The following is a 24,930-nucleotide window of genomic DNA, read 5'->3' as shown; positions in this document are numbered from 1 at the left end:
GCGCGAAGCAGTCGCGGCGGCGCGGCAGTGCGCGGTGCCGCAGGCGGATGTCGCGGGGCTCGGCGGTGCGCGGTGCCGCCGGCGGATGTCGCGGGGCTCGGCAGTGCGCGGTGCTGGAGACGGATGTCGCGGGGCGTGCGGCGATCGCTGCGGTTCCGGGCGGGACCGCGGATGTCGCGGAGGCGTCGCGCGGCGTGGCGCCGCGACGCGCTCAGCTGGTGCGAGTCGGGGTGGACGCCCGCAGCACGACCTCGGCGTGAACCGGCAGTTCTTCGCCGGCGTCGAGGGTGCCGAGCGCGAGGCGCAATGCCCGGCGGCCGATCTCCTCGAGGGGGAGCCGGACCGTGCTGAGCGGGGGCGTGACGTCGCGCGCGGTCGGGATGTCGTCGAACCCGGCGATGGCGACGTCTCGCCCGGGGACGAGCCCGGCGTCGCGCACGGCGGACATCGCGCCGACGGCCATGACGTCGTTGGCGGCGAACACCACGTCGAGGTCGTCGATGCCCTGCTCGATCAGCGTGCGCATGCCGTCGTAGCCGCCGTCACGGGTGAACGCCGGGCGCACGATCCGGGCCGGGTCCAGCGCGATCCCCGAGGCGGCGAGCCCGGCGATGAATCCGCCGAGGCGGTCCTCGGCCGTTCGCAGCCCCTCGGCGCCGGTGAGCGCGGCGAAGCCGCGGTAGCCCGCCTCGACGAGGGCCCGTGCGAGCGACTCCGCCCCGGCGGCGTTGTCGAGCGGCACGCTGCGGTAAGGAGCCTCGACGGCGCCGATGAACGCCACTCGGCCGCCGTTCGCCTCGAAGGCGCGCAGCTCCTCGGCGAGTAACGCCGAGGCCGCGTCGCCGGCGCGTCGTGATGCCGCGAGGATCATGACCCGGGGTCGCTGGCCGCGGAGGCTCCGCACGAGTTCGAGCTCGCGTTCCGAGTCGCGCTCGGTCGCCGCCATCGTGACGATGAGCCCCTCGTGGTCGGCCTCGCGAACCACTCCGGCGGCGATCTGGGCGAAGTAGGGGTCCGCGATGTCGGCGACGAGCAGCGCGACGGTCGTCGAGGTTCCGCGGGCGACGGCCTGGGCGGAGAGATTGGGGGAGTAGTCGAGCTTCGCCGCGGCCGCGAGCACTCGCTGACGGTACTCCTCGTTGACCTTCCGGGTGCTTCCGTTGAGCGATCGTGACGCGGTGGCCAGCGAGACGCCCGCTTCGCGTGCGACGTCGTGCAGCGTCGCCGGTGCGCGCCGCTCGCCGCTCGTGCCTCCGGCGCTCATCGTGCCTCCCGTTCGGTGCGCTGCTTCTGCGGCTCGACCCTATCGCGCGTGGTGCCCGGGTTTGGCCGCTCGTCGCTCGCCTGATAGGAATTGTGCATGGAGGATAACGCTTTCCCATCGTGCACGGCCGGAAGTGGCCGGTCGTCACGGTCCGGGCGCTCACGGCGCGCGATCCGGCGGCGGCGATAAGATGCCCGAAACGCGAGGAGGCGCCATGCGTGCCGTCATTCTGAACGGATCCGGTCGCTACGCCGATCCTTGGCACCCGCACGCCGAGACGAGCGAGGCGCTCGCCGAACTCGTCGCGGAGGCCGGGTTCACCGTCGACGTCGTCGACGACATCGATGCGGCGATCGCGTCCCTTCCCGACGACATCTCGCTCATCGTCGTGAACGCCGGCGACCCGCACGGCCCGACGCCCGAGGGCGAAGCCGTCGCCCCGCCGGATGACTCCGTCGTCGCCGCGGCGAACGCCGCTCTCGAAGCGGCGATCGAGCGTGGCGTCGGCATCCTCGCGATGCACACCGCGGCGGCGAGCCTGCGCGACTATCCCGCGTTCGAACATGCGCTCGGTGCGCGTTGGGTTCGCGACCGTTCGTGGCATCCGCCGATCGGCGAGGCCGCCGTGCACCTCGTGGGCAATCATGCGATCGCCGAGGGCCTCGAGGACTTCACCGTGTTCGACGAGCGGTACACCGACTTCCGGCTCGACGACGTGATCGAACCCATCGCCGAGCACGAGCACGAAGGCGTCCGCCATCCGCTCGTGTGGGCGCGGGAGTTCGGTCGCTCGCGCCTCGTCTACGACGCCCTCGGCCACGATCCTCGCTCCTACGAGTCCGCCGGCCACCGCGCCCTGCTCGCGGCCTCACTCGAATGGCTCGCACACGTGCCGGCGCCGACGGCGAACGAGCGGTGAGCCGGGTCGTCATCGCGCCCGATTCGTTCAAGGGCACGGCGCATGCAGCGGATGCCGCGTCGGCCATCGCCCTCGGATGGCACTCGGTGCGCCCCGCCGACGAGGTCGTCACCCGTCCGATGGCCGACGGCGGCGAAGGCACGCTCGATGCCTTCGAGGCGGCGGTGCCCGGCGCGCGGCGGATGCCGCTCACGGTGCGCGGTCCGGTCTCCGTGCCGGTGCGGACGCACTGGCTCCTGCTTCCCGACGGCACGGGCGTCGTCGAACTCGCGGCGACGTCTGGCATCACGCTGCTCGACCCGCTCGCACCGCTCGACGCGCACTCGACGGGCTTCGGCGAGGCGATCGTCGACGCGCTCGACGCGGGGGTCGAACGGCTCCTGCTCGCCGTCGGCGGCAGCGCCTCGACCGACGGCGGCGCGGGCGCGCTCTCGGCCCTCGGCGCTCGCTTCCTCGATGGCGAGCAGCGCGAGGTGGCTCTCGGCAACCGCGGACTCGGCGGCCTCGTCACCGTCGATCTCACGGGGCTGCGCCCCCTGCCGCCGGGCGGCGCGGTGATCCTCGGCGATGTCACGAACCCGTTGCTCGGCGAGCAGGGTGCGGCGGCCATCTTCGGCCCGCAGAAGGGCGCGGATGCCGCGACCGTCGCGGTGCTCGATGGCAACCTCGCGCGATTCGCGCGCCTCGTCCCAGGCCTCTCGCCGGAGACTCCAGGGGCCGGTGCGGCCGGCGGAGTCGGCTTCGGCCTGCTCGCCTGGGGTGCTGCGATGGGCGGCGGAGCCGCGCTCGTCGCCGACGCCATCGGTCTCGCCCGCGACCTCGTGGGCGCTGACCTCGTCATCACCGGCGAGGGCAGGTTCGACGGCCAGTCCGAAGCCGGCAAGGCGCCGAGCGAGGTCGCCCGGCTCGCGGCGGCGACCGGAGTCCCGGTCGCACTCGTGGCAGGTGCGATCACGGCGGAACCACGCGGTTTCGCGGCATCCGTCGCACTGACCGGGCTCGCCGGCGGAGCGGAACCCGCGATGGCGGATCCGCTGCGCTGGCTCGAGGCCGCCGGCGCGCAGCTCGCGAGCGAGACCGGAGTCGTCGCCGCCAGCTGAACGGCCGGCGTGCGCCGGTCAGGTGTGGTGCAGGCCGGGGTGCGGCTTCGGCGGCTCCGTGCGGACGAACTTGCCGTGTCGTTCGGCGGCATCGTGCTCATCGGGGTGCGCCTCGGTCGACGTGTAGTCGCCGACGCTCGTCTCGTCGTCGGCAACGCCGTCGCTGCGGGTGTACTCGCCCGCGACCGTGCGCTCGTGGGGCCCCTCGCCGTCGACCTCGGTGTAGCTGCCCTCGAGGTCGTCGGTGGCATCGACCGAGTCGGCGGGTGCACCCGGCTCCTCGGAGGACTGCGGATCAGCGGGTCGGTTCGATTCGGACATCATCGCTCCCTCATCGTTGGTCGGGGCGCCGTCATCGGGGCGACGTCTCGACCCCATGCTATGTCTCCATGCCGAGAAGGGAAGGGGTGCCGCGGTGCCTCGCGGCGAAACGTCAGCGGAGGAACAGCCGGGCGTTCGCCTGTTCGGCGTCGGAATACTGCATGGCTGCCACGCCGAGCGCGCGATTGAGGCCGGCGAGGCTCTCCTCGACCTGCAACTGCGTGGCTCGCCAGTCGGCGACGGCGCCCTGGAAGGCGGTCGAGGCCTGCCCCGACCACGACGACTGCAGCCCCGTGAGCTGGCCGAGCAGCGATGCGACCTCGGACTGGATGCGCCCGATCGTGCCCTGCACGGTCTGGGTGGCGGCGGAAACCTGTTCGGCATCGACCTGGTAGACGGCCATCTCGGCCCCTTTCGTTCGGTGTGCGCGCCACGTTACGGCGCGGCGGCGGAACGAGCGGTCGCCGGCAGCGATTGTGCCCGGACATCCGCCTTCGGTCGCCTGTCGAGGAGGAGTGCGCGGACCAGTCGGCCGTGACCGACTGCGGTACTGCGGCCGAGTTCTGTGAGGAGGGGTGCGCGGCTCAGTCGGCCGTGACGGACTGCGGGGCCGCGGCCGAGCCCGCGAGCGGCAGCGACACGCGGAAGGTGGCGCCGCCACCGGGCGTCTCGACGACGTCGACCGTGCCGTTGTGCGCCGCTACGATCGATGACACGATCGCGAGCCCGAGGCCCGACCCGCCCGTCTCGCGGGTGCGCGAGGTGTCGGCGCGCCAGAAGCGCTGGAAGATCTTCTCGCGGATCTGCGGCGGGATGCCCTCGCCGTGGTCGATGACCTCGATCATCGCCCGCTCGGTCGCGTCGTCGACCGAGATGCGGATCTCGATGGGGCTCTCGGGCGAGGTGAAGCGGATCGCGTTGCCCATCAGGTTGGTGATGACCTGGCGGATCTTGTTCTCTTCGGCGAGCACCACGGTGCGGCGAACCGGCATCGGCTGGCCGGCGCCCGGGGTCGACGTGCGCGTCGACGACGGTGCCGCGATCGCGTCGGACGCGGCCGCTGCGGCAGCCGCTGCCGCCGCGGACGCGCGAGCGGCGCGCTTCGATCCGGCCGGTGCGCCGCTCGCCTTGGCGGCCGCCCGGCGGCTGCCGGTCGACGTGGCCGGCTCGGCCTTCGGGCGGCGGCCCCGCAGGCGCGCGAGCGTCGCCCCGGCGAAGGAGATCGGTCCGGTGAGCGATGCGGCGCGGTCGCCCGAGGGGTCGAGCTCGACCTCGAGCTCGGGGGCGGGCTCGCCCGAGGCATCCGTCGTGTTCAGGTCTTCGGGCGCGATGACCGTGATCGTGCGGGCCGGGTGGGCGGCCATCGTGTCGAGGGCTGCATCGCGTGCGAGCGGCACGAGGTCGACCTCGGTGAGCTCGAGTGGCTTCGCCTCGTCGAGTCGGGCGAGTGCGAGCAGGTCCTCGACGAGGAGGCCCATGCGGATGGCCTCCTTCTCGATTCGATCCATGGCCTGGCCGACCTCGTCGGGCGACTGCAGCGCACCCATGCGGTAGAGCTCGGCGTAGCCGCGCACCGACACGAGCGGGGTGCGGAGCTCGTGCGAGGCGTCGCCGACGAAGCGGCGCATCTGGTCGATCGTTCGCGCGCGGTCGCGGAAGGCCCGGTCGATGCGGTTCAGCATGGTGTTGAGCGAGCGGTTCAGTCGCCCGACCTCGGTGTTGGGCGTCGCGCCGCCGAGGCGCTGGCTGAAATCGCCGTCGGCGATGGCCGCCGCGGTGCGCTCGACCTCGCGGAGCGGCATGAAGGTCGTCGTCACGAGCATGCGCGTGAGCAGTGCCCCGACGAGCACGACGCCGAAGCCGAAGCCGAAGAAGATCGTGAGGTACATCGCGAGCAGTTGCTCGGTCTCCTTGGAGGAGATCGCGAGGATGATCGGCGAATAGTTGCCGTGGTTGTCGGCCCAGGTGATCGCGTAGACGGCGCGGAAGGTCGGGTTGCCGGCGTCGTCGCGCAGTGCGAATACCTCGTACTGTCCCTGGTTCTTCGCGTTGACCTCTGCGGTGGTCAGGAACTCGGGGATCTCCGGCAGTTCTGAGCGGTCGCGGTCCCGCCAGTTGTACTTCTCGAGCTCGCCCGTCTCGCCGTCGTAGACGGCGACGAACACGTCGAGGTTCGGACGGAAGGTGAGGTCGTTGAGGTTCGCCTTGTCGCTCGGCACCGCACCTTCGTCGGTGAAGTACTTGCGGAGGTCGCCCGAGGCGATCGTCTCGAGCTTGCCCTGCACCTGGTTCTCCATGTACGAGCGGAGCATGGCCGCGGTGCCGATGCCGGAGACGAGCAGCCCGAGCGTGAGCATGAGCACGGTGACGCCCGTGATCTTGGTACGCAGCGAGATGCGGTTCCACCGCTCGGAGATCTGATTCATGGCGGGCCGAGTCTAGGTGGGCCTTCCTGAGTCAGGGCTTGGAGGACTTCAGCATGTAGCCGAATCCGCGCTTGGTCTGGATGAGCGGCTCCGCGGAGTGCTGATCGAGCTTGCGACGGAGGTAGGAGATGTAGCTCTCCACGATGCCGGCGTCGCCGTTGAAGTCGTACTCCCACACGTGGTCGAGGATCTGCGCCTTCGACAGCACGCGGTTGGGGTTCAGCATGAGGTAGCGCAGCAGCTTGAACTCGGTGGGGGAGAGCTCGACGGGCACGTCGCCGACGAGCACCTCGTGCGTGTCCTGGTCCATCGTGAGCTCGCCCGTGCGGATCACGGCGTCTTCTTCGGCGTGCATCGTGCGGCGCAGGATCGCCTTGATGCGCGCGACGATCTCGTCGAGGCTGAACGGCTTCGTGACGTAGTCGTCGCCGCCCACGGTGAGGCCGGTGATCTTGTCCTCGGTGTCGTCCTTCGCCGTGAGGAAGAGGATCGGGGCGGTGTAACCCGCCGAGCGCAGGCGCTTGGTGACGCCGAAGCCGTTCATGTCGGGCAGCATGACGTCGAGGATGATGAGATCGGGCTCCTCCTCGAGTACCGCCGAGATGGTCTGCGCGCCGTTGCCGACCGCGCGCACCGCGAAGCCGGCGAACCGCAGGCTCGTCGTGAGGAGGTCGCGGATGTTGGGCTCGTCGTCGACGATGAGAATTCGTGGTCCGTCGCTCATGTGATGATTCTCTGCGCATCGGCTGGAACTTTCCTGAACATTCTTCGAGGGTCGCGGAACCGGTGTGTCGGCGTCATCCGGATTGGTGCCGTGCAGCAGGCGTGGAAGACTCGGCACCATGGCGACTCGAACCCCGGTGATCCGGCGCATCGGCCCCCGCGAGTTCGATTTCGCGCGAGAGGTCGCGGTCATGGCGATCGTGAATCGCACGCCTGATTCCTTCTACGACCGGGGGCGCACCGAGGCGCTCGACGCGGCGGTCGCCGCGGCGACCCTCGCGATCGAGCAGGGCGCCGACTGGATCGACGTCGGCGGCGCGAAGTTCGCGCCGGGGCCCGCGATCCCGGCCGAGGAGGAGATCGAGCGAGTCGTCCCCGTGGTCGCCGCGCTCGCCGGCTCCGGTGCCGTCATCTCGGTCGACACGTTCCTGCCCGAGGTCGCCCGAGCGGCCATCGCCGCCGGTGCGCACGTGGTCAACGACACGACCGGCATCCACGACCCCGCCATGGCCGACGTCGTCGCCGAGACCGGCGCCACGATCGTCGTCACGCACAGCCTCGCGAAACCCCGTACGCCGTATCCCTCGCCGCGGTACGGCGATGTCGTGGCCGAGGTCTCTGCATTCCTCGCGGAGCGCGTGGCGCTCGCCGAGTCGCGAGGCGTGGCATCCGATCGCATCGTCGTCGACCCGGGCCACGACCTCAACAAGCACACGCTGCACTCGCTCGAGCTGACCCGGCGCCTGGGCGAGATCACGAGCCTCGGCTACCCGACCCTCGTGGCGCTCTCGAACAAGGACTTCGTCGGCGAGAGCCTCGGCCGCCCGCGCGAGCAGCGCATCGAGGGCTCGATCGCCGCCGCCGTCTACTGCGTCATGCAGGGGGCGCGCATCGTGCGCGTGCACAACGTGCGCGAGACCGTCGACGCGATGCGCATGGTCGAGGCGATCGAGGGATGGCGCGAGCCCGTCTTCCTGGAGCACAACCAGTGACCGCCGCGGCTCCGACCCCCGACCGCGACGCGCTGCTCGCCGCCTACGCGCTGCCCGATCGAGCGACCCGGCGGGTGCGGATGAACTTCGTCGCGAGCCTCGACGGCGCGGCCACGGTCGACGGCCGCAGCGGCGGCCTCGGCGATGCGAGCGACCGGCTCGCCATGCAGGTGCTGCGCACCCTCGCCGACGTCGTGCTGGTCGGCGCCGGCACGGTGCGGGTCGAGGGCTACGGCGGCCTCGCGGTGAGCGAAGCGGATGCCGCGTGGCGCGTGTCGAACGGCCTGGCCGAGCAACCGCGGCTCGCCGTCGTCTCCTCGTCGCTCGCGCTCGACCCCGCGTCGCCGTTCTTCACGACCGCCGTGACGCGACCGATCGTCGTGACCCACGCCGCCGCGCCCGCGGCGCGCCGAGCCGCACTCGAAGCGGTCGCCGACGTCATCGTCGTGGGCGAGCACGCGGTCGACGTGCGCGCGATGCTCGACGTGCTCGCCGAACGCGGGCTCCGGCAGGTGCTGTGCGAGGGCGGGCCGCACCTGTTCGGGAGCCTCCTCGTGGCCGACCTCGTCGACGAGCTCTGCCTCTCGCTCAGCCCGATGCTCGTCGCGGGCGACGCCGGGCGCATCGTGCGGGGCGCCCCCGAGCTCGAGCGCGGCATGCACCTCGTGCACGCGATCCCTGCGGGCGACCTGCTCCTGCTGCGCTATGCGCGCAGCTGACCTCGGTACGAGCCGACCCGGCGGTCAGGCAGCCTCGAGCGAGTGCGCGTCGAGGATCGTGTAGCTGTAGCCCTGCTCGGCGAGGAACCGCTGGCGGTTCTGCGCGAAGTCCTGGTCGACGGTGTCGCGCGAGACGAGCGTGTAGAAGTTCGCGCTGAGGCCCGACTCCTTCGGCCGCAGGAGTCGGCCGAGTCGCTGCGCCTCCTCCTGGCGGGAACCGAACGAACCCGACACCTGGATCGCCACCGTCGCCTCGGGCAGGTCGACCGAGAAGTTCGCGACCTTCGAGACGACGAGCACGGGGGTACGGCCGTCGCGGAACTCCTGGAACAGCCGCTCGCGCTCGTCGACGGGCGTCGAGCCGGTCAGCTGCGGGGCGCCGAGCGCCGTGGCGAGCTCGTCGATCTGGTCGAGGTACTGGCCGATCACGAGGATGCGCTCGCCGGCGTGCTTGGCGACGAGGTCCTTGACGACGCCGAGCTTCGCCGGTGCGGTCGCCGCGAGGCGGTAGCGCTCGTCGTCGGCGGATGCCGCGTAGGTGAGCCGCTCGGACTGCGGTAGGTCGATGCGCACCTCGTAGCAGGCCGCGGGGGAGATGAAGCCCTGCGCCTCGATCTCCTTCCACGGGGCGTCGAAGCGCTTCGGCCCGATGAGGCTGAAGACGTCGCCCTCGCGTCCGTCCTCGCGCACGAGCGTCGCGGTGAGGCCGAGCCGGCGCCTGGCCTGCAGCTCGGCGGTGAGCTTGAACACGGGCGCGGGCAGCAGGTGCACCTCGTCGTAGACCACGAGGCCCCAGTCGAGGGCGTCGAGGAGCGCGAGGTGCGCGTACTCGCCCTTCCGCTTCGCGGTGAGGATCTGGTAGGTCGCGATCGTGACGGGCTTGACCTCCTTCACCTGCCCCGAGTACTCGCCGATCTCGTCGGCGGTGAGGGTCGTGCGGCGGAGCAGCTCGTCGCGCCACTGGCGGGCGGAGACCGTGTTCGTCACGAGGATCAGCGTCGTGGTCTTGGCCGTCGCCATCGCCCCGGCGCCGACGAGCGTCTTGCCCGCGCCGCAGGGCAGCACGACGACGCCCGAGCCGCCGTCGAAGAAGTTGTCGATCGCCTGCTGCTGGTAGCCGCGCAGGTGCCAGCCGGCCTCCTCGAGGTCGATCTTGTGCGGCGTGCCGGGCGTGTACCCGGCGAGGTCCTCTGCCGGCCAGCCGAGCTTCACGAGCTCCTGCTTGAGCGCGCCGCGGGCCCACGCCTCGACGAGGAAGCTCCGGTCGTCGAGGCGCTCGGTGAGCAGCGGCGCGATGCGCTTGGCCGAGGCGACCTCGGTGAGCACCGCGATGTCGTCGCTGTGCAGGCGCAGGGCGCCCTCGTCGGTGCGGTCGACGACGAGCCGCCCGTAGCGGCCGACCGTCTCGCGCATGTCGACGGCGACGGTCTGCGGCACCGGGAACTTCGCGTAGCGCTCGAGCGTCGCGAGCATGTCGTCGGCGTCGTGCCCGGCGGCCCTCGCGTTCCAGAGGCCGAGCCGGGTGATGCGGTACGTGTGCATGTGCTCGGGCGCGCGCTCGAGCTCGGCGAACACCGCGAGGTCGTGGCGCGCGTCTTCGGCGAGCGGGTGCGCGACCTCGAGGAGGACGGTTCGGTCGCTCTGCACGATGAGTGGGCCGTCTGACATAGCGGTCGAGTCTACGCCCGCTTCGTGGGAGGTCGGCCGTTCGGCACCGGAACGGGCATCTGCACGCGATCGGATGTCGCGGGCCGATGCGGTCCGAAACCGTGCAGATGCCCGAGCGGACGGCGACGGCAGTGAGCCGAGGGCGACGGTCGACGCCAGCCGTCATGCCTCGGCGGGCGCCGGCGAGACTGCGGCGATCGCCGACAGCGGCAGGGTGCGCTCGATGTCGGCCTTGCGGTCGCGCGCGCGGAGCCGCCCGTTGGCGACGCTCGCGGGGGCCAGCAGGTAGTCGGCGGTGTCGCCGCCCGGCATGCGCACCGTGACGGTGAGCGTCTCCTTCGAGCGGGCGGCGGCCTCGAGCTGCCGGGCGAGCCAGGCCTGCTCGGTCGCGCCGTCTTCACCCTCGGCGAGCACGACGTCGAGGAGCGTCTCGATGGGGTCGGCCTTCGGCGCCGGCTCGGGAACCGAGGCCAGGTGATGGCGGCTCAGCCGGATGATCTCCCCGGAGGCGTCTTCTGCGGCCACGGGGTACCGGGCGTCGGAGAGCGCCCAGAACACGACCTCGGGCGCGAACCGCGAGAGGAGCCGATGAGGCCCCGCCTGACGCAGGCCGATCGAGACGAGCGACTGGTCGACGGCGAGGGTGCGCACGAGCTGCTCGTCGTCGGAACGCACGCACGCCCGCGCCGGGGCATCCGCGGGGTCGGCCAGCGAGACCCTGAGCGAGCCGAACCGCGCCGCGGCCTCGCCGACGAGGTAGGCGAGCGGCTGCGGGATGCCGGTGAGCGAGAGTCCGCCGAGGAACTCGAGGATCGACTGAGCGGTCTCGCCGGCGGCGAGTCCGCGATTGACGGATGCCGCGCTGACGCGATACGTCGAGGCGAGGTCGCGCCCCTCGACGTCGGCGAAGCCGCGGAGACGCGCATCGAGCGTCGGCTCGAGCGGGCCGGGGGAGACGATCGAGAGGTCGTGCTGCAGGTAGACCTGCTGGACCTGGGCGGGGAAGTACGCCGCCAACCGGGCCGCGGCCTGGTCGAGGTCGCCGGCGAGCACGAGGAGCGCCGTGGGCGCCGGCTCGCCAGCGACCGCGAGTCCGAGCGCCTCCGCCTCGCCGATGAGGCGTTCGAGGCCCTCGTCGATCCATCGTCCGCCGGCCGGATAGAACCAGCGCACGTCGTCGCCGAGGGTGCTCGCGGTGAGCGACTCGCTGCGCCGGGCGACGAGCTCGCGGAGCGCCTCGGGGATGCGGTCGCGCCAGCACTCGGCGAGGCGGCGCCACCGGCCGCTGGTCGACTCGAGCGACCACTCCGCCCCGCGCTCCGACTCGAGCCAGTACGCGCCTTCGCGCACGACGAGTCCGGCCTCGTCGGCTCGGTGGAAGAGCCGGGGCAGCGCGTCGAGCGGGATGCCGCTCGCCTCGGCGAGCCGCTTGGAATCGGGCAGGGCGAGGCCGCCCTTCGCGAGTTCGCGGGCAGGCTGGGTGCCGAGCGCCGCGAGTACCTCCGCCGTGGCGGCGACCGTCGCGTAGGCGGTCTCCGCGGCGCGGCGGTCGATGAGCGTGCGGTCGACGTCGTCGCCCGAGACGAGGACCGGCGGCGCGGGCGTCGCGAGTTCCGCCACGGTGGGCAGCTCGGCGCCGAGGCGGGGGGCGACCCTCGCGATGACGGCTGCCGGCACGTGCACGCGGTCGCCGATGCGCACCAGCAGCATGAGGCTGCTCAGCTCGTCGAGCAGTTCGCCGGCGGCGTCTGAGAGCTCAGCGGATGCCGCATGCCGCACCAGCTCGTCGCGCACCGCCTCGGCCGTGGTGTCGCCGTCGGCGACGAGCTCGACGGCCGCGGCGAGCACGGCGAGGTGGCGCCGGTCGAGTCGGCCGACCGCGTGGTCGACCGAGTCGGGCGTGAGCACCGCCTCGGCGAGGTCGAAGAGGTCACGGACTCCCGACGGCTCGAACTCGCGCGAGTGCAGTGCTGCTGCGAGGGAGTCTCGCGACAGCCCGCGGAGTCGTGCGGCGAGCTCGAGCATCGTCTCCGATCAGCTCGATCCGGATCGCGCCGCTCGGCCCCGCCGAACGCCGTTGACGATGAGGAGCACGATGAGCAGGACGAAGGCGATCGGCAGCCCGAACCAGGGCAGCATCGTGACGACCGCCCAGATGCCGGAGCTCATCTCGTCGACGGCGACGCCGGACAGCGTGCCGATCATCACGGCGAAGAAACAGATGATGGAGAGACCGACGATGGCGGCGAACATGTACGCGAGGACGCGTTCGGCGCGATTGTCGGTGATGGGGCCGGAATCGCTCACCCTCCCAGAATAGGCCAGACGGCCCGCTCTCGGGTGTCCCGGCAATAGACTGGGCGATGGACGGCGCTGTGGTTTCAGCGCGCCTGCAGACATGAGCGAGGTTCACACGATGCCCACCGGCAAGGTCAAGTTCTACGACGAGGAAAAGGGATTCGGCTTCATCAGCTCCGATGACGGCCAGGAGGTCTTCCTCCACGCTTCCGCCCTTCCCGCCGGCGCGACCGTCAAGGCGGGCAGCCGACTCGAGTTCGGTGTCGCCGAGGGCAAGCGCGGCGCGCAGGCGCTGTCGGTGCGGGTGCTCGACACCCCGGTGAGCCTCACCAAGATCAACCGCAAGCCGGCCGACGACATGGCGATCATCGTCGAAGACGTCGTGAAGGTGCTCGACGGCATCGGATCCGACCTCCGCCGTGGCCGCTACCCCGAGAAGTCCAAGGCGCGCACCGTCGCCGCGGTGCTGCGCAAGGTGGCAGACGATCTCGATGCCTGAGTCGACCGAGCCAGAGCAGCCGGAGGCCGAGACGGCCGAGGCTGCGACGACCGAGGCCGCTGAGGCGGCTGAAGCTGCAGAGTCCCCCGAGGCCGTCGTCATCGTCGCCGACGAGGTGCTCCTGTCGTCGGTGGACCTCGCCCGCCGCGCACTGCTCGAGGTCACCGCTCCCGAGACCGTGGGGTCCGTCGTCGGACACCTCGTCGAGGGCGAGCACGTGCTGACGCTGCTCTTCGCCTCCGACCTCAGCGGCTACCCGGGCTGGCACTGGAGCGTCACGCTGTCGCGGTTCGACGACACCGCCGAGCCGACCGTGCTCGAGACCGAGCTCATGCCCGGAGAGAGCGCCCTGCTCGCACCCGACTGGGTGCCGTGGTCGGAGCGGCTCGCCGACTACCGCGCGGCTCAAGAGGCGATCGCCGCGGCAAGCGCCGATGACGAGGCCGACGACGATGAGGCCGACGACGACGACGGCGGTGCCGTCGACGGTGACGAGGTCGACGAGGACGATCACGACGACGACGAGCACGACGTCGACGACGAGTTCGACGGCATCGACATCGATGCACTCGGCGCGGTCGGCGACGAGTCCGATGACGACGACGAGTCAGACGATGGCGACGACGACGAGTCCGACGAAGACGAGTCGGACGACGACGAATCAGATGACGAGTCGGACGACGACGATTCCGACGATGACGAGTCCGACGGTCAGTCCGCGGAGCGCTCCGCGGACTGACCGGCCCGCCGCCGGATCACCTGCACGACCGCGAGGCCGATGAGGCCGAGCACGATGCCGGTGACGGCGGCTGCCGTGAACCATCCGAGCCCCGCCGATTCGAGTGGCTCGCGGAACACGAGGCACGCGACGAGCGCGACGCCCCAGCCGAGCGTGCCCGCGAGCACGGCCTTGCGGCCGTCGGCCCTCGCGGGCGCCGGGTCGGGGCGACGCTCGTCGTCGCTCAGCCAGAGCCGCATCGGGATCAGCCGATCTGCGACAGCACGTAGTCGATCGAGGCGGTGAGCGCCCGCACGTCGTCGGGTTCGATCGCGGTGAAGGTCGCGACGCGCAACTGGTTGCGTCCGAGCTTGCGGTACGGCTCGGTGTCGACGATGCCGTTCGCGCGGAGCACCGAGGCGAGCGCCGCGGCATCCGTCGACTCGTCGAAGTCGATCGTGACGACCACCTGGGAGCGGTGGGCGGGGTCGGCGACGAACGGGGTCGCGATCGAGGTGCGCTCGGCCCAGTCGTAGAGCACCGACGAGGACTCGCGGGTGCGGGCGTCGGCCCAGGCGAGGCCGCCCGAGGCATTCATCCACTCGATCTGGTTCTCGAGCAGCAGCAGCGTCGCCAGCGCCGGCGTGTTCAGCGTCTGGTTCAGTCGCGAGTTGTCGACCGCGTTCTTCAGCGACAGGAACTCGGGGATGTACCGTCCGCTCGCCGCGACGCGCTCGACGCGCTCGATCGCGGCGGGGGAGAGGAGCGCGAACCAGATGCCGCCGTCGGAGGCGAAGTTCTTCTGGGGCGCGAAGTAGTAGACGTCGAACTGCGACGCGTCGACCTGGATGCCGCCCGCCGCGCTCGTGGCGTCGATGACGGTGAGCGCGCCCTCGTCGCCGGCCACCCTGGTGACCGGTGCCATCACGCCCGTGGAGGTCTCGTTCTGCGGCCAGGCGTAGACGTCGACGCCCTCGAGAGCGGACGGCTCGGCGCGGGATCCCGGCTCGGCCTTGCGCACGTCGGGGGCCTGCAGCCACGGCGCCGCCGCAGCTGCCGCGAACTTCGCACCGAACTCGCCGAAGGAGGCGAGCTGCGCGCGCTCCTCGATCAGGCCGAACGCCGCGGCATCCCAGAACGCGGTCGACCCGCCGTTGCCGAGCACGACCTCGTAGCCGTCGGGAAGCGTGAAGAGGTCGGAGAGGCCGCTGCGGACGCGCCCGACGAGCTGCTTGACCGGCGCCTGCCGGTGCGAGGTGCCGAGGATCGACGGGCCCACCGCGGCGAGGTGCGCGAGCTGCTCGGGCCGCACCTTGGAGGGGCCGCACCCGAAGCGTCCGTCGGCGGGCAGCAGGTCACTGGGAATCACGATGCTCGGCATGGGTCGAGTCTAGCGAGGGGGTGCCGCCCGGTAGGCTGGACGACGGGCTGTGACAACGGGAGGATGGCGCGTGACCGACTTGATCGACACCACGGAGATGTATCTCCGCACGATCCTCGACCTCGAGGAGGAGAACATCGTGCCGCTCCGCGCACGCATCTCCGAACGACTCGGTCACTCCGGGCCGACCGTCTCGCAGACGGTGGCTCGCATGGAGCGCGACGGGCTCGTCGTCGTCTCCGGCGACCGGCACCTCGAGCTCACCCCCGACGGCCGTTCGAAGGCCGTGCACGTCATGCGCAAGCACCGTCTCGCCGAGCGGCTGCTCTCCGACGTCATCGGACTCGAGTGGGAGTTCGTGCACGATGAGGCCTGCCGCTGGGAGCACGTGATGAGCGAGCAGGTCGAGCGCCGCCTGATCGAGATCCTCGGCGGCCCCCGCGAATCGCCGTACGGCAACCCGATCCCCGGACTCGAAGAGCTCGGGCTTCCGCCGGCAGACGCCTTCATGGAGGGCGTCGTCAACCTCGTCGATGCCGTCGAGGCGAGCGACGAACCCGTCCACGGCGTCCTGCGCCGCCTGGGCGAACCCGTGCAGTTCGATCCCGAGCTCCTCAGCCAGATGAAGCAGGCCGGAGTCATGCCCGGCGCCCACGCGACGTTCAGTCGTGCAGGCGGCTACGTGCTCGTGGTCGTCGACGGCGTCGAGGGCGGCCTCGAGCTGCCGACCGAGGTCGCGAGCCACCTCTTCATCGCCAAATAGCCTGATCAGCGCCACGCCGTGATCAGAATGTGACATTCCGGCACTCCTCGCGTAGTCTCTTTCGAGTCCGCCGGCGAGAAGCCAGTCGGAGGACCAGGGTCGAGACGCCTCCCAAGCCCACCGCTCGATCAAGTACCCGTAGGCGCCCTCGTGCGCATCCGGTGGGGTGACATCCGATGTCGTGGGGCGACGGAGGTACACATCTTGGCTCGATTCTCACGGCGGCGGCTCACCAGGAACCCTGCCCGCGGAGCTGCGACGAAGGCGATCATCGCCGCGAAAGCACCCGTTTCCCCCAGCACTGCCCAGCCTGATGCCGCTGCTCGCGTCGCGTCGACGCTGCCGTCGACCCGTCGACTGCGCCGCGGCCCGCTCGCGAACGTGCTCGTGATGGCGGTCGCGGCCGGCATCGTCGGCACGCTCGCGATCCCCGCGTACGCCTTCGCGCCCGGCTCGACCGGCCCGCAGTTCGCCGAGACCGACGTGACGAAGCTCACCAAGGCGCAGGCGCAGTCGGTCGAGGTGACCGACGACGTCATCGCGGCTCCGGTCACGACCGACAGCTACGCCGCCGTCTCGGGCGCCGAGATCCAGGCAGCCGCCGAGGCCGCGGCGCAGGCCGAAGCGGCGCGAGTCGCCGCTGAGCAGGCCATGACGTCGTACGCGGCGTCGTACTCGGGTCCGTCGGTCGGCGACTTCCTCGCCAACCCGCCCTACCCGAACTTCGACCTCGGGAGCGTCTACAGCGTCGCCTCGCAGTACGTCGGCGTTCCCTACTTCTACGGCGGCGCCACCCCCGCCGGCTTCGACTGCTCGGGCTTCGTGATGTACGTCTACGCCCAGTTCGGCGTCGGCATGCCGCACTCCTCGGCCGGTCAGGGCGCCATGGGCACCCGCATCTCCGAGGCCGACGCGCAGCCCGGCGACCTCGTCATCATGCCGGGCCACGACGGGTTCTACGCCGGCAACGGCATGATCCTGCACGCGCCGTACGAAGGCGCATCGGTGCGGGTGCAGCCCATCTGGACGAGCGACTACTACATCGTGCGCATCGGCATCTGACCGATGAACATCGCGTGACACCACGCGTGGATGGCGCGCCGGAAGTTCCCGGCGCGCCATTCGTGTTCTAACCTGAGACCCTGACGATCCGAGAAACCGGGCAGGGGAAGCCGATGGTGAAGTCGTGCAGCATCCATTCCACGGATGCGCGCGCGCTCTTCGACCAACGGCGCAGCAGTCGAACGAGCACGAACCGGGCCGAGGCCTCGACGGGCACTGTCATCACGACGGTGCCCGTTCTCTGTTTTCAGGGGCCCTCGAGCCACGGCGCGCCGGCGCTGCCCGCCACCGCCCGACGTCCTCTCGGACCGCCGATCCGTTCACGCGGCTGGAAGCCATCCAGCACCGATCGAAAGGCACTCCATGCGCACCCTCGTGCTCAATGCGGGCTATGAGCCGCTCGCCGTCGTCTCCTTCAAGCGGGCGCTGCTCCTCGTCATGAATCACAAGGCCACCGTCATCCAGCACGACGTGGGCAATCCCGTCTGCGCCGCGAGCGGATCGTGGCAGCGGCCGAGCGTCATCCTGCTCACCCGCTACGTCCGCGCTCCACGCGTCAACCAGGCGCCGGTGAGCCGTCGGGGCGTGCTCCGCCGCGACGACCATGCCTGCGCGTACTGCGCCCGCCCGGCAGCCACGATCGACCACGTGCTTCCACGCTCGCGAGGCGGTCGTGACACGTGGGAGAACCTCGTCGCCTGCTGCCTGCGCTGCAACAACACGAAGAGCGATCGCACGCCGGCCGAGATGGGCTGGGAGCTCCGGTTCACGCCCGGCCGGCCGAGCGGACGCAATTGGGTGGCGCGCGGGTTCGAGCGGCCGCTGCCGCAGTGGGACGAGTACCTCGTGACGGCGGCCTGACCGGGGCGCGAGGCGCGCTGGCCGCGAATCCTTCCCTCAGGGGCACCGCGGGTCTACGCTGCCGAACGGGAGCACATTTCGGCTCCGCTGTTGCGGAAGTGCAGGAGGATCCGAATGTCCGATTCGCCATCTCTCGCAGGGATGCTGCGGCATCCGTCACGGTCCGCTGAGGCCAAGGAGTCGTCGGCGCTGCTCGTGGGCGCGGCCGCCTTCGTGGTCGGGGCGCTCGTCGGCCTGTTCGTGTTCTGGGACCAGGACGTGCCGATCGCGGGCCGGGGATCGATCGGCATCTTCGCCGCGGTCGGCGGTGCCGTCTCCGCCATCGTCGCGTTCGTGTTCGGCTGCGCGGTGCGGCGCTCGCGCGCACGCACGGCGCCGGGGTATCGGCGGCGCCTGCACTGGTTCGACGTCGCGGCGCTGGCGCTCGCGCTCGGCGTGATCGCACTCCTCGCGTGGACCGGGCTGGCATCGCTCCTCAGCCAGAGCTTCGTCGGCGCCCTCGTCTACGGGTTCCCGGCCGCCGTCCTCGGCGGGGTCGCGATGGCGCTCTCCGCGTACATGGCGTACCTGTCGGCGGTGAACCTCACGCCCATGCTGCTCTCCCTCGTGCTCGCCATGTTCCTGGCGGTGGGGGCGCTCGCCAGCATGCTGAGCGCGACCGATCCGCTCTGGTGGCAGAAGAACCTCAGCACGCTCGGCATGAGCGACGACCTCTCGGCACTCGCCTTCAACCTCACGCTCATCATCGCGGGGGTGATGGTGACGACCATCGCGCACTACGCGACCGCGTTCCTTCCGGCCGACAGCGTCTCGGAGCGGCGGGGCCGCAACCTCGTGCGCCTCGGCCTCGTCGTGATCGGGATCCTGCTCGCGTGCGTCGGCATCTTCCCGGTCGACGAGTACCTCGGCGCGCACAATCTCGCGGCCACCGGCATGGCGATCGTGTACGTGGTGATGGTCCTGAGCCTCCACGCGCTGCTTCCCACGATGCCGAGGGTGTTCGTTGTGCTGGGCTACGTCTACGTCGGCATCATCGTGGTGCTCGCCGCCTTCTTCATCAGCGGGTACTACAACCTGACCGCGGTCGAACTGATCGTCGCCGTCCTGGTGTTCAGCTGGGTCATCGTGTTCCTCCGCAACACCGGTGCGGTCGAGCAGGCCGACGGCGACGCGCACGATGACGGACTGGTCGTGACAAAGACGCAGGCCGTGCCCTAAGGTGAAACGAGTCCGGCGTCCCTCGAGGTCGCCGGCACCCGAGAAGCCACTCCGTTCCCGGGCTGCACTGCGGCCTCGGAGCGGTGCCCGGAGGTCCAACTGTTGAACGGTGACGAGACGAACGACGCATCGGAGCGCCCGCGCTCCTCGCGTCGATCGGCCGACCGAGGTCGCGCACGAGGCAATGCTCCAGCAGAGCGACGACGCTCCAAGCGGGCCAAGGGTCGTACGGATGCCGCGGCATCCGAGGCATCCGCACCGGCGGGCCCGGCGAGCGCCTCCAGCCCGGCCGGTGCATCGGATGTCGCCGCCGTCGTCGCCAAGGCGCCTCGCGGCGCCGCACGCCGCAACGGCCCGTTCCGCGTCTTCTCGACGATGCTCGTCGTGCCGGCGATCGTCGGCACCGTGGCGTTGCCCGCGTACGCGTTCATGCCGGGCGGCGAGACGTTCGGGGCATCCGGCACCTTCAGCCTCTCGAAGGCCGAGGCGCAAGATGTCGAGGTCTCGTCGCTCGTGAGCGGTGCCCCGCTGTCGAGCGAGGCCTACGCCGTCGAGACGAAGGCGGAGATCGAAGCCGCGCGCCTCGACCAGGAGGCGAAGGACAAGGCGGCCTGGGCGGCCAACCTCGCCTCGCGGGGCTCGGGCAGCTACGCGATCTACACGGTCAAGGCCGAGGGCGACGACTACCCCTGGTGGGACCAGACCCCCGACGACTTCGGCGGAGGCCTGTCGCCGCTGCGGTACTACTACCGCGAGTGCGTCGACTTCGTGGCGTGGCGCATGAACCGCGATGCCGGCGTCACGAGCGCCCCCTGGAAGTGGGACTGGTCGAACCTCGCCTCAGGCAGCGCCTACGCGTGGGCCGATGCCTGGGCGAGCAAGGGGTGGCCCACCTCGAGCGAGCCCGTCATCGGCGCGGTCGCCTGGTTCCCGTACAACCACGTGGCGTACGTGCAGTCGATCAACGCCGACGGCAGTGTCAACATCGAGGAGTACAACCAGAACTCCGACCACTCGTACCACCGCCGCACCATCCCGGCGGGGTCCGCGCTGTACCTCTACCCGCCCGGCTGAGCCCGAGCGGCGCGGCCGCCGGCCCGGAGGGCGGCGTCTCGAGACCGCGGAGTCAGACCCGCGCGAGACAGGCCGGTGCCGGCGTCTCGACGACGCCGACGACGCTCGTCGGGATGCCGATCGGGTCGAGCGCGATCACGGCGATGGAGTCCGAGCCCTGGTCGGCGACGAGTGCGAACCGCTCGTCGTGCGTCAGCTCGAGATCGCGCGGGTGACGCCCGCCGGTCGCGACCGTCGCGACGAGTTCCAGCGTGCGTGCCTCGATGTCGAGGCGCAGGCCACGCAGGCTGTCGGCGTCGCGATCCCCGATGAGCACGATGCCGCCGCGCGTCAACTTGATCGCCGAGCAGCCGAGGCCGCGCGGCTCGACGTCGTCGCCGATCGGGAACCACGCGATTTCGCGGCGCTCGGCGAGATCGATGATGCTCGCCGTGCGATCGAGCTCGTTGGCGGTGATCGCGAGGTCGCCGGCGATCACGAGGTGGCGGGGGCCCGCGCCGGCGTGCACGACGATGTCGCGTGACCCGTCGTGGTCGAACGCCTCGGGAAGCGCGTCGAGCGCGAGCACGCGCACCCGGTCGGAACCGAGGTCGGGCACCAGCAGCTGATCGCGTGCCGAGTCGACGACGGCCTGATGCGGGTGCGACGACTCCTGACGCTCGTGGTTCGGGCCGGCTCCGGTGAAGTCGGCGGTCAGGGCGGCGTCGGCCGGGGCATCCGGGGCGGCATGATGCACCGAGACCCTCGCGCCCGAGTAGTTCGCCGCGAAGATGAGGCCGCCGGCCTCGTCGAAGGCGAGGTGGCAGGGGTCGGCCGCCCCGGTCGAGCCGACCAGTCCGAAGGGCGTGACGGCGTCGCCCTCGAACGTCCACGTCGAGACGAGGCCGTCGGCGAGCTCGTGGACGATGCCGAGCACGCCGGTGGCGGGGGAGACCGCGAGGAACATGGGGTTCGGGCCGACGTCGACGGGCTCGCCGAGGGTCGCGGTGCCGTCGGCGGCGAGGTCGAGCGAGCGGATGCCTCGTGCCGCCGTGCCGAGCGCACCGACCGTCGACGCGCCCACCCAGAACCTCGTGCTCGTCGACTCGCCCATGCCGCCCCGTTCCGCGGCACCGCCGCTGTCGCCGGCGCTCGCGCGCCGCAGAACACGCTACCGCGCGGCGCTCGTGATGCCGCCCAACTCGCATCCCGGCGGAGCTCCCGCAATTCCGAGGAGATCGGCGATCCCGAGGATGATCGAGCCTCGATCGGACCTCAGAATCGTCGATCTCCTCATGTCGGCTCCTCGACGGTGCCGCAGAACACGCTGCCGCGCTCCGGGTAGACTCTGATGCGGCCAGCCTCTGTAGCTCAATGGAAGAGCAACTCCGTCCTAAGGAGCAGGTTGGGGGTTCGAGTCCCTCCAGGGGCACCAGATCGCGTCAGCTGCCGAGCAGCCCTCTGATGTCGTCGGCGGTGAGGGCCTCGCTGAAGAGCTCGCCGTCGTCCATGAGCGACGAGACGAGCTTCGCCTTGCGGGCCTTCAGCGCCATGACCTTCTCCTCGATCGTGCCCTCGGCGACCATGCGGTAGACGTTCACCGACTTCGACTGGCCGATGCGGTGCGCGCGGTCGACGGCCTGCGCCTCGCTCGCGGGGTTCCACCAGGGGTCGAGGAGGAACACGTAGTCGGCCTCGGTGAGGTTCAGCCCGAAGCCGCCCGCCTTCAGGCTGATCAGGAACACGGGAGCATCGCCCTCGCGGAACTTCGCGATGACGTCGCCGCGCCGAGTGGTCGAGCCGTCGAGGTAGGCGTAGGGCACTCCCGCTGCCTCCAGCCGTGCGGCCGCGATCTGCAGGAACGACGTGAACTGGCTGAAGACGAGCGCGCGGTGCCCCTCGGCGACCACCTCGTCGAGCTGGTCGAAGAGGGCGTCGAGCTTCGCCGACGGCACCTCTGCGTACTGCTCGGGGTCGATGAGCGCGGCGTGCAGGCTCAGCATCCGCAGCAGCGTGAGTGAGCGGAACACGGTGAACCGGTTGCGATCGAGGTCGTCGATGAGGCCGAGCAGCTTCTGCCGCTCGAGCTGCAGGAACGCGTCGTACACCCGCTGGTGCTCGGGGTCGAGCTGCACGGTCAGCACCTGCTCCTGCTTCGGCGGCAGTTCAGGGGCGACGACGTCCTTCGTGCGGCGCAGCATGAACGGGCGGATGCGCCGGCGCAGCGTCGCCAGCCGCTCGGCGTTGTGGTCGTTCTCGATCGGCCTGGCGAAGCGCTCCGCGAAGCCGCGGGCGGAGGGGAAGAGCCCGGGCGCGACGATCTTCAGCAGCGCCCACAGCTCCATGAGGTTGTTCTCGACCGGCGTGCCGGTGACCGCGAGGCGGAACGGTGCACGGATGTCGCGGGCCGCCGCATTCGCCTTCGACGAGTGGTTCTTCACGAACTGCGCCTCGTCGAGCACGAGCCCGGCCCAGTCGAGGCCGGCGAACTCCGGGGCGTCGAGACGGAGGATCGCGTAGCTCGTCACGACGATGTCGGCGCGTGCCGCGACATCCGAGAGTCGGGTGCCGCTGGCGGCCCGGGTGGCGGTCACAGTCTCGACGCGCAGACCCGGCACGAAGCGGGCCGCCTCGGCCGCCCAGTTCGAGACGACGGAGGTGGGCGCCACGACGAGGAACGGGCGCCGCTCGCCCTCGGCTGCGGTCTCATGGGCATGAGCGATGAGTGCGAGCGTCTGCGCGGTCTTGCCGAGACCCATGTCGTCGGCGAGGATGCCGCCGAGACCGTGCCGGTGCAGAAATGCGAGCCAGCGGAACCCGGCGAGCTGGTAGGGACGGAGCTCCATCGCGAGCCCGGCCGGCGGGGCGACGTCCTCGACGCCGTCGGCCGCACGCAGCCCGGCGACGGTGTCGCGCCAGGCCACGGCCGTCTCCGACTGGTCGGCGAGGTCCTCGAACTCCGCCCAGAGACTCGTCTGGTAGCGGCTGATGGTGAGGCCGGCCTCCCACTCGCGGAGCGAACCGGCCTCCTCGATGAGTTCCCGCAGCGGATCGAACACCGGCTGCTTGAGCGAGAGGTAGCTGCCGTCGACGAGGAGGAGCTTCGCCCGGCCCTTCGCGAGCGCGCTGAACAGCGGCCCGAACGGCACCTTCTTGCCCTCGACCGTGACGACGACGCCGAGGTCGAACCAGTCGGTGCGGTCGCTCTCGACCGTCGTGACGGTGAGCGTCGGCGCCTCGACGAGCTCGCGGTACGCGGGCGGGTCGCCGACGACGTCGACGCGGAGCCGCTCGAGCTCCTGCAGTCGCGGCAGGAGCCTCGCGGTGAACTCGGCGCTCGCGAGCCCGCGCAGCTCCGCCTCGGGGCGCAGCCGCGGCTCGGGGCCGGGCGTGACGGCCGGGAGCCCTGCGGGGTCGTCGGCGAGCAGGGCGGCAGCGGATGTCGCGACGAGCCGCTCCCGTTCGGGATCGTGGAACTCGGCATCGGGGGCGTCGAGCGCGAACCGGCGCCCGCCGTCGGCCTCCCACTGCCACTCGAGGCGCACGACGTGGTTCGGCTCGTGGCGCATCGTGGCCACGAGCGTCGCGAGCGGCAACTCCGGCAGCGGGAAGCTGCCGTCGCCGCTCGCGAGACGCAGCGACCGTGCGAGGGGTGCGTACTGCTCCTCGACGAAGGTCGGGATCTCGGCGGCGGGAACGATGATGGGCGAACGTCGGCGCACCGCGGCGCGGCCGGCCGTCGTGAGCGGCGCGGCGAGGGGAGCGAGGGTGATCGTGCCGGCGGCGAAGTCGAATGCGTAGACGCCGTGGTCGCCGATGAGCCGCACGAGTTCGGTCGGATAGCTGCGGCCGCCGACGGTGACCGATGGAGTCAGCACGAGGTCGCTGCCGGTCTGGAGGGTCGGCACGGCGTCGGCGTCCGACGGTGCGGCCGTGCCCGTGTCCGCTTCGGACCCCTGGCCGTCGCCGGGCGCGGCCGGTGCGTGGCGGGCGTCGAGCCCGATCACCGCCGGCTTCGCGATGTCGATCACCGTGCGCGCAGTGCCGCCGACGAGGGCGATGCCGAGTCGCGGTGCCGCGTCGAGCAGCGCCCACAGGGTGCGGCTCTCGTACTCGTCGAGCGAGATCCACGCCGAGCCGTACTCGGCGAACGCGGAGTGCCTCGTGCCCTTCAGCAGCGAGAACTCGGCGAACCACCGCGCCTGCGCAGGGTCGAAGCCGCCCGCTCGGCCCTGGAATCCGACGTTCTGCCACGTGAGGCTGCCCTTGATCCAGCCGCCGCGGGTGCCGCGGGTCACCGGGCGAACCGCGAGGCGGTCGACGGATGCCGCCGACGAGGCGGGTTCGTCGCGGGCGGTCTGACGGGCACTCGCCTTGCGGGAGACGCGCTCGCGCAGTTCGAACTGGAGCGCGAGCGGTTGGCGGACGGCCGAGTCATCCGCCGGCCCGTCGGACCCGTGCGCAGTGCCGGCGAGCGCGGCGAGTTCGCCGCGCCATCCGCTCGCCGCCGCGCTCGCCGCGTCGAGGATCTCGCTGTCGGCGGCCTCCGCCTGCTCGCGCTTGTGGCGCTCAGCCGAGGCGATCAGGGTGGCTGCGACGTGCTTGCAGTTGCGCCCGACCGGGCACGTGCACGAGCCCGCGAGGATCGTCGCCCGCCCCGGCATGCCGAGGTCGAGCCTCACGGTCGAACGGTACGGCTCGGGCGCCGTGCCGCGCACGTCGGCGCTCAGCCGGAAGTGGGCGGGATCCCAGTTCAACGAGACGACCGCCCCGGCGCGCTCGGCGGTGCGACCGCGGCTCAGGTTCAGCGGACCGACGAACCTCGCGATCGCGAGCTCCTCCACGAACGGGTACGTGTCGACGGGCATCCTTCAATCGTCGCACCCCGCGGGGGTCCGAATTGACGCGCGCGTCCGCGTGCACGGCCGAGGTGAGCCGGCGGACG

The 24,930-nt window shown here is 71.2% G+C and carries 23 protein-coding genes and 1 tRNA gene; 12 read left to right on the top strand and 12 right to left on the bottom strand.

Annotated elements, in window-relative coordinates:
• Positions 1 to 211 precede the first annotated feature (211 nt).
• Entirely contained in the window at positions 212 to 1,264 is a 1,053-nt protein-coding gene (locus tag ASD23_RS00315; RefSeq protein ID WP_056004867.1) for a LacI family DNA-binding transcriptional regulator, read from the bottom strand.
• A gap of 214 nt (positions 1,265 to 1,478) precedes the next feature.
• Here ASD23_RS00315 and ASD23_RS00310 point away from each other — a divergent pair, with 214 nt between their 5' ends.
• Together ASD23_RS00310 and ASD23_RS00305 are read left to right on the top strand one after the other, a co-directional pair.
• Complete coding sequence (locus tag ASD23_RS00310; protein WP_056004865.1) at positions 1,479 to 2,183, top strand: ThuA domain-containing protein; 705 nt, start codon at positions 1,479 to 1,481, stop codon at positions 2,181 to 2,183.
• A complete protein-coding gene (locus tag ASD23_RS00305) occupies positions 2,141 to 3,283 on the top strand; it encodes a glycerate kinase (RefSeq protein ID WP_200941659.1) in 1,143 nt (380 codons plus the stop codon). Before ASD23_RS00310 ends, ASD23_RS00305 begins: the two co-directional genes overlap by 43 nt.
• 18 nt (positions 3,284 to 3,301) lie before the next feature.
• Here ASD23_RS00305 and ASD23_RS00300 read toward each other — a convergent pair whose 3' ends face one another.
• From ASD23_RS00300 to ASD23_RS00285, 4 genes are all read right to left on the bottom strand, one after another.
• Entirely contained in the window at positions 3,302 to 3,604 is a 303-nt protein-coding gene (locus tag ASD23_RS00300) for a hypothetical protein (RefSeq protein WP_147305694.1), read from the bottom strand.
• Between the two features lie 112 nt (positions 3,605 to 3,716).
• Positions 3,717 to 4,007 (bottom strand): WXG100 family type VII secretion target, encoded by a 291-nt coding sequence (locus tag ASD23_RS00295; protein ID WP_056004859.1) that lies wholly within the window; start codon positions 4,005 to 4,007, stop codon positions 3,717 to 3,719.
• Positions 4,008 to 4,188: 181 nt separating this feature from the next.
• Entirely contained in the window at positions 4,189 to 6,030 is a 1,842-nt protein-coding gene (locus tag ASD23_RS00290) for a sensor histidine kinase (protein ID WP_056004857.1), read from the bottom strand.
• A 31-nt stretch (positions 6,031 to 6,061) separates the two neighbouring features.
• Positions 6,062 to 6,754 (bottom strand): response regulator transcription factor, encoded by a 693-nt coding sequence (locus tag ASD23_RS00285; RefSeq protein ID WP_022894322.1) that lies wholly within the window; start codon positions 6,752 to 6,754, stop codon positions 6,062 to 6,064.
• Between the two features lie 118 nt (positions 6,755 to 6,872).
• On the opposite strand from ASD23_RS00285, the gene folP reads away from it, so the two are divergent.
• Together folP and ASD23_RS00275 are read left to right on the top strand one after the other, a co-directional pair.
• A complete protein-coding gene (folP, locus tag ASD23_RS00280; protein WP_056004855.1) occupies positions 6,873 to 7,745 on the top strand; it encodes a dihydropteroate synthase in 873 nt (290 codons plus the stop codon).
• The gene (locus ASD23_RS00275; RefSeq protein ID WP_056004853.1) at positions 7,742 to 8,464 is read left to right on the top strand and encodes a pyrimidine reductase family protein; all 723 of its coding nucleotides are present in this window, start codon (positions 7,742 to 7,744) and stop codon (positions 8,462 to 8,464) included. Before folP ends, ASD23_RS00275 begins: the two co-directional genes overlap by 4 nt.
• 24 nt (positions 8,465 to 8,488) lie before the next feature.
• Here ASD23_RS00275 and ASD23_RS00270 read toward each other — a convergent pair whose 3' ends face one another.
• The 3 genes from ASD23_RS00270 to ASD23_RS00260 form a co-directional block, all read right to left on the bottom strand.
• Positions 8,489 to 10,132 carry a DNA repair helicase XPB gene (locus tag ASD23_RS00270; RefSeq protein WP_056004852.1) on the bottom strand — a complete coding sequence of 548 codons (1,644 nt, stop codon included), beginning with the start codon at positions 10,130 to 10,132 and terminating at the stop codon, positions 8,489 to 8,491.
• Between the two features lie 162 nt (positions 10,133 to 10,294).
• Positions 10,295 to 12,157, bottom strand: coding sequence for a helicase-associated domain-containing protein (locus ASD23_RS00265; RefSeq protein WP_056004849.1), 1,863 nt, complete (start codon positions 12,155 to 12,157; stop codon positions 10,295 to 10,297).
• A gap of 9 nt (positions 12,158 to 12,166) precedes the next feature.
• Positions 12,167 to 12,439, bottom strand: coding sequence for a hypothetical protein (locus ASD23_RS00260; RefSeq protein ID WP_056004847.1), 273 nt, complete (start codon positions 12,437 to 12,439; stop codon positions 12,167 to 12,169).
• A 109-nt stretch (positions 12,440 to 12,548) separates the two neighbouring features.
• On the opposite strand from ASD23_RS00260, the gene ASD23_RS00255 reads away from it, so the two are divergent.
• Positions 12,549 to 12,929 (top strand): cold-shock protein, encoded by a 381-nt coding sequence (locus ASD23_RS00255; protein WP_056007446.1) that lies wholly within the window; start codon positions 12,549 to 12,551, stop codon positions 12,927 to 12,929.
• Entirely contained in the window at positions 12,922 to 13,668 is a 747-nt protein-coding gene (locus tag ASD23_RS00250; RefSeq protein WP_082571060.1) for a DUF3027 domain-containing protein, read from the top strand. The genes ASD23_RS00255 and ASD23_RS00250 overlap by 8 nt, the downstream gene beginning before the upstream one ends.
• Here the strand turns inward: ASD23_RS00250 and ASD23_RS00245 are convergent.
• Both ASD23_RS00245 and serC read right to left on the bottom strand, forming a co-directional pair.
• The gene (locus tag ASD23_RS00245) at positions 13,641 to 13,907 is read right to left on the bottom strand and encodes a DUF2530 domain-containing protein (RefSeq protein WP_056004845.1); all 267 of its coding nucleotides are present in this window, start codon (positions 13,905 to 13,907) and stop codon (positions 13,641 to 13,643) included. The genes ASD23_RS00250 and ASD23_RS00245 overlap by 28 nt on opposite strands.
• Before the next feature lie 5 nt (positions 13,908 to 13,912).
• Complete coding sequence (serC, locus tag ASD23_RS00240; protein ID WP_056004843.1) at positions 13,913 to 15,028, bottom strand: phosphoserine transaminase; 1,116 nt, start codon at positions 15,026 to 15,028, stop codon at positions 13,913 to 13,915.
• 70 nt (positions 15,029 to 15,098) lie between these two features.
• Here serC and ASD23_RS00235 point away from each other — a divergent pair, with 70 nt between their 5' ends.
• The 5 genes from ASD23_RS00235 (at position 15,099) to ASD23_RS00215 (ending at position 20,006) form a co-directional block, all read left to right on the top strand.
• Complete coding sequence (locus ASD23_RS00235) at positions 15,099 to 15,791, top strand: metal-dependent transcriptional regulator (RefSeq protein ID WP_056004841.1); 693 nt, start codon at positions 15,099 to 15,101, stop codon at positions 15,789 to 15,791.
• 204 nt (positions 15,792 to 15,995) lie between these two features.
• Positions 15,996 to 16,853 (top strand): C40 family peptidase, encoded by an 858-nt coding sequence (locus tag ASD23_RS19410; RefSeq protein ID WP_157376956.1) that lies wholly within the window; start codon positions 15,996 to 15,998, stop codon positions 16,851 to 16,853.
• Positions 16,854 to 17,216: 363 nt separating this feature from the next.
• Positions 17,217 to 17,714, top strand: coding sequence for an HNH endonuclease (locus ASD23_RS00225; RefSeq protein WP_056004837.1), 498 nt, complete (start codon positions 17,217 to 17,219; stop codon positions 17,712 to 17,714).
• 114 nt (positions 17,715 to 17,828) lie between these two features.
• Entirely contained in the window at positions 17,829 to 18,932 is a 1,104-nt protein-coding gene (locus ASD23_RS00220; RefSeq protein WP_056004835.1) for a DUF998 domain-containing protein, read from the top strand.
• 102 nt (positions 18,933 to 19,034) lie between these two features.
• Positions 19,035 to 20,006: a CHAP domain-containing protein gene (locus ASD23_RS00215; RefSeq protein WP_056004833.1), complete on the top strand. Its 972-nt coding sequence runs from the start codon at positions 19,035 to 19,037 to the stop codon at positions 20,004 to 20,006.
• A gap of 52 nt (positions 20,007 to 20,058) precedes the next feature.
• On the opposite strand, the gene ASD23_RS00210 is transcribed toward ASD23_RS00215, so the two are convergent.
• A complete protein-coding gene (locus ASD23_RS00210; RefSeq protein ID WP_056004831.1) occupies positions 20,059 to 21,099 on the bottom strand; it encodes a lactonase family protein in 1,041 nt (346 codons plus the stop codon).
• Positions 21,100 to 21,345: 246 nt separating this feature from the next.
• Between ASD23_RS00210 and ASD23_RS00205 the strand changes: the two genes are divergently transcribed.
• Positions 21,346 to 21,420 (top strand) — tRNA-Arg (locus tag ASD23_RS00205).
• 7 nt (positions 21,421 to 21,427) lie between these two features.
• Here the strand turns inward: ASD23_RS00205 and ASD23_RS00200 are convergent.
• On the bottom strand, positions 21,428 to 24,853 hold the full coding sequence (locus ASD23_RS00200; protein ID WP_056004827.1) for a DEAD/DEAH box helicase: 3,426 nt from the start codon (positions 24,851 to 24,853) through the stop codon (positions 21,428 to 21,430).
• Positions 24,854 to 24,930: the final 77 nt, after the last annotated feature.

This window comes from Agromyces sp. Root1464 (assembly GCF_001427265.1).
Lineage (GTDB): Bacteria > Actinomycetota > Actinomycetes > Actinomycetales > Microbacteriaceae > Agromyces > Agromyces fucosus.
The sequence above is the reverse complement of the archived record's forward strand: the minus strand, read 5'-3'. Positions and strand labels throughout refer to the sequence as shown.

Bases quoted from the DNA above. Each gene is read 5' to 3' on its own strand.
- ASD23_RS00220 (WP_056004835.1), top strand. From the start codon at position 17,829: ATGTCCGATTCGCCATCTCTCGCAGGGATGCTGCGGCATCCGTCACGG.
- ASD23_RS00290 (WP_056004857.1), bottom strand. From the start codon at position 6,030: ATGAATCAGATCTCCGAGCGGTGGAACCGCATCTCGCTGCGTACCAAG.
- ASD23_RS00270 (WP_056004852.1), bottom strand. From the start codon at position 10,132: ATGTCAGACGGCCCACTCATCGTGCAGAGCGACCGAACCGTCCTCCTC.
- ASD23_RS00285 (WP_022894322.1), bottom strand. From the start codon at position 6,754: ATGAGCGACGGACCACGAATTCTCATCGTCGACGACGAGCCCAACATC.
- ASD23_RS00300 (WP_147305694.1), bottom strand. From the start codon at position 3,604: ATGTCCGAATCGAACCGACCCGCTGATCCGCAGTCCTCCGAGGAGCCG.
- ASD23_RS00210 (WP_056004831.1), bottom strand. From the start codon at position 21,099: ATGGGCGAGTCGACGAGCACGAGGTTCTGGGTGGGCGCGTCGACGGTC.
- ASD23_RS00225 (WP_056004837.1), top strand. From the start codon at position 17,217: ATGCGCACCCTCGTGCTCAATGCGGGCTATGAGCCGCTCGCCGTCGTC.
- folP (WP_056004855.1), top strand. From the start codon at position 6,873: ATGGCGACTCGAACCCCGGTGATCCGGCGCATCGGCCCCCGCGAGTTC.
- ASD23_RS00200 (WP_056004827.1), bottom strand. From the start codon at position 24,853: ATGCCCGTCGACACGTACCCGTTCGTGGAGGAGCTCGCGATCGCGAGG.
- serC (WP_056004843.1), bottom strand. From the start codon at position 15,028: ATGCCGAGCATCGTGATTCCCAGTGACCTGCTGCCCGCCGACGGACGC.
- ASD23_RS00295 (WP_056004859.1), bottom strand. From the start codon at position 4,007: ATGGCCGTCTACCAGGTCGATGCCGAACAGGTTTCCGCCGCCACCCAG.
- ASD23_RS00265 (WP_056004849.1), bottom strand. From the start codon at position 12,157: ATGCTCGAGCTCGCCGCACGACTCCGCGGGCTGTCGCGAGACTCCCTC.
- ASD23_RS00255 (WP_056007446.1), top strand. From the start codon at position 12,549: ATGCCCACCGGCAAGGTCAAGTTCTACGACGAGGAAAAGGGATTCGGC.
- ASD23_RS00245 (WP_056004845.1), bottom strand. From the start codon at position 13,907: ATGCGGCTCTGGCTGAGCGACGACGAGCGTCGCCCCGACCCGGCGCCC.
- ASD23_RS00305 (WP_200941659.1), top strand. From the start codon at position 2,141: ATGGCTCGCACACGTGCCGGCGCCGACGGCGAACGAGCGGTGAGCCGG.
- ASD23_RS00310 (WP_056004865.1), top strand. From the start codon at position 1,479: ATGCGTGCCGTCATTCTGAACGGATCCGGTCGCTACGCCGATCCTTGG.
- ASD23_RS00250 (WP_082571060.1), top strand. From the start codon at position 12,922: ATGCCTGAGTCGACCGAGCCAGAGCAGCCGGAGGCCGAGACGGCCGAG.
- ASD23_RS00315 (WP_056004867.1), bottom strand. From the start codon at position 1,264: ATGAGCGCCGGAGGCACGAGCGGCGAGCGGCGCGCACCGGCGACGCTG.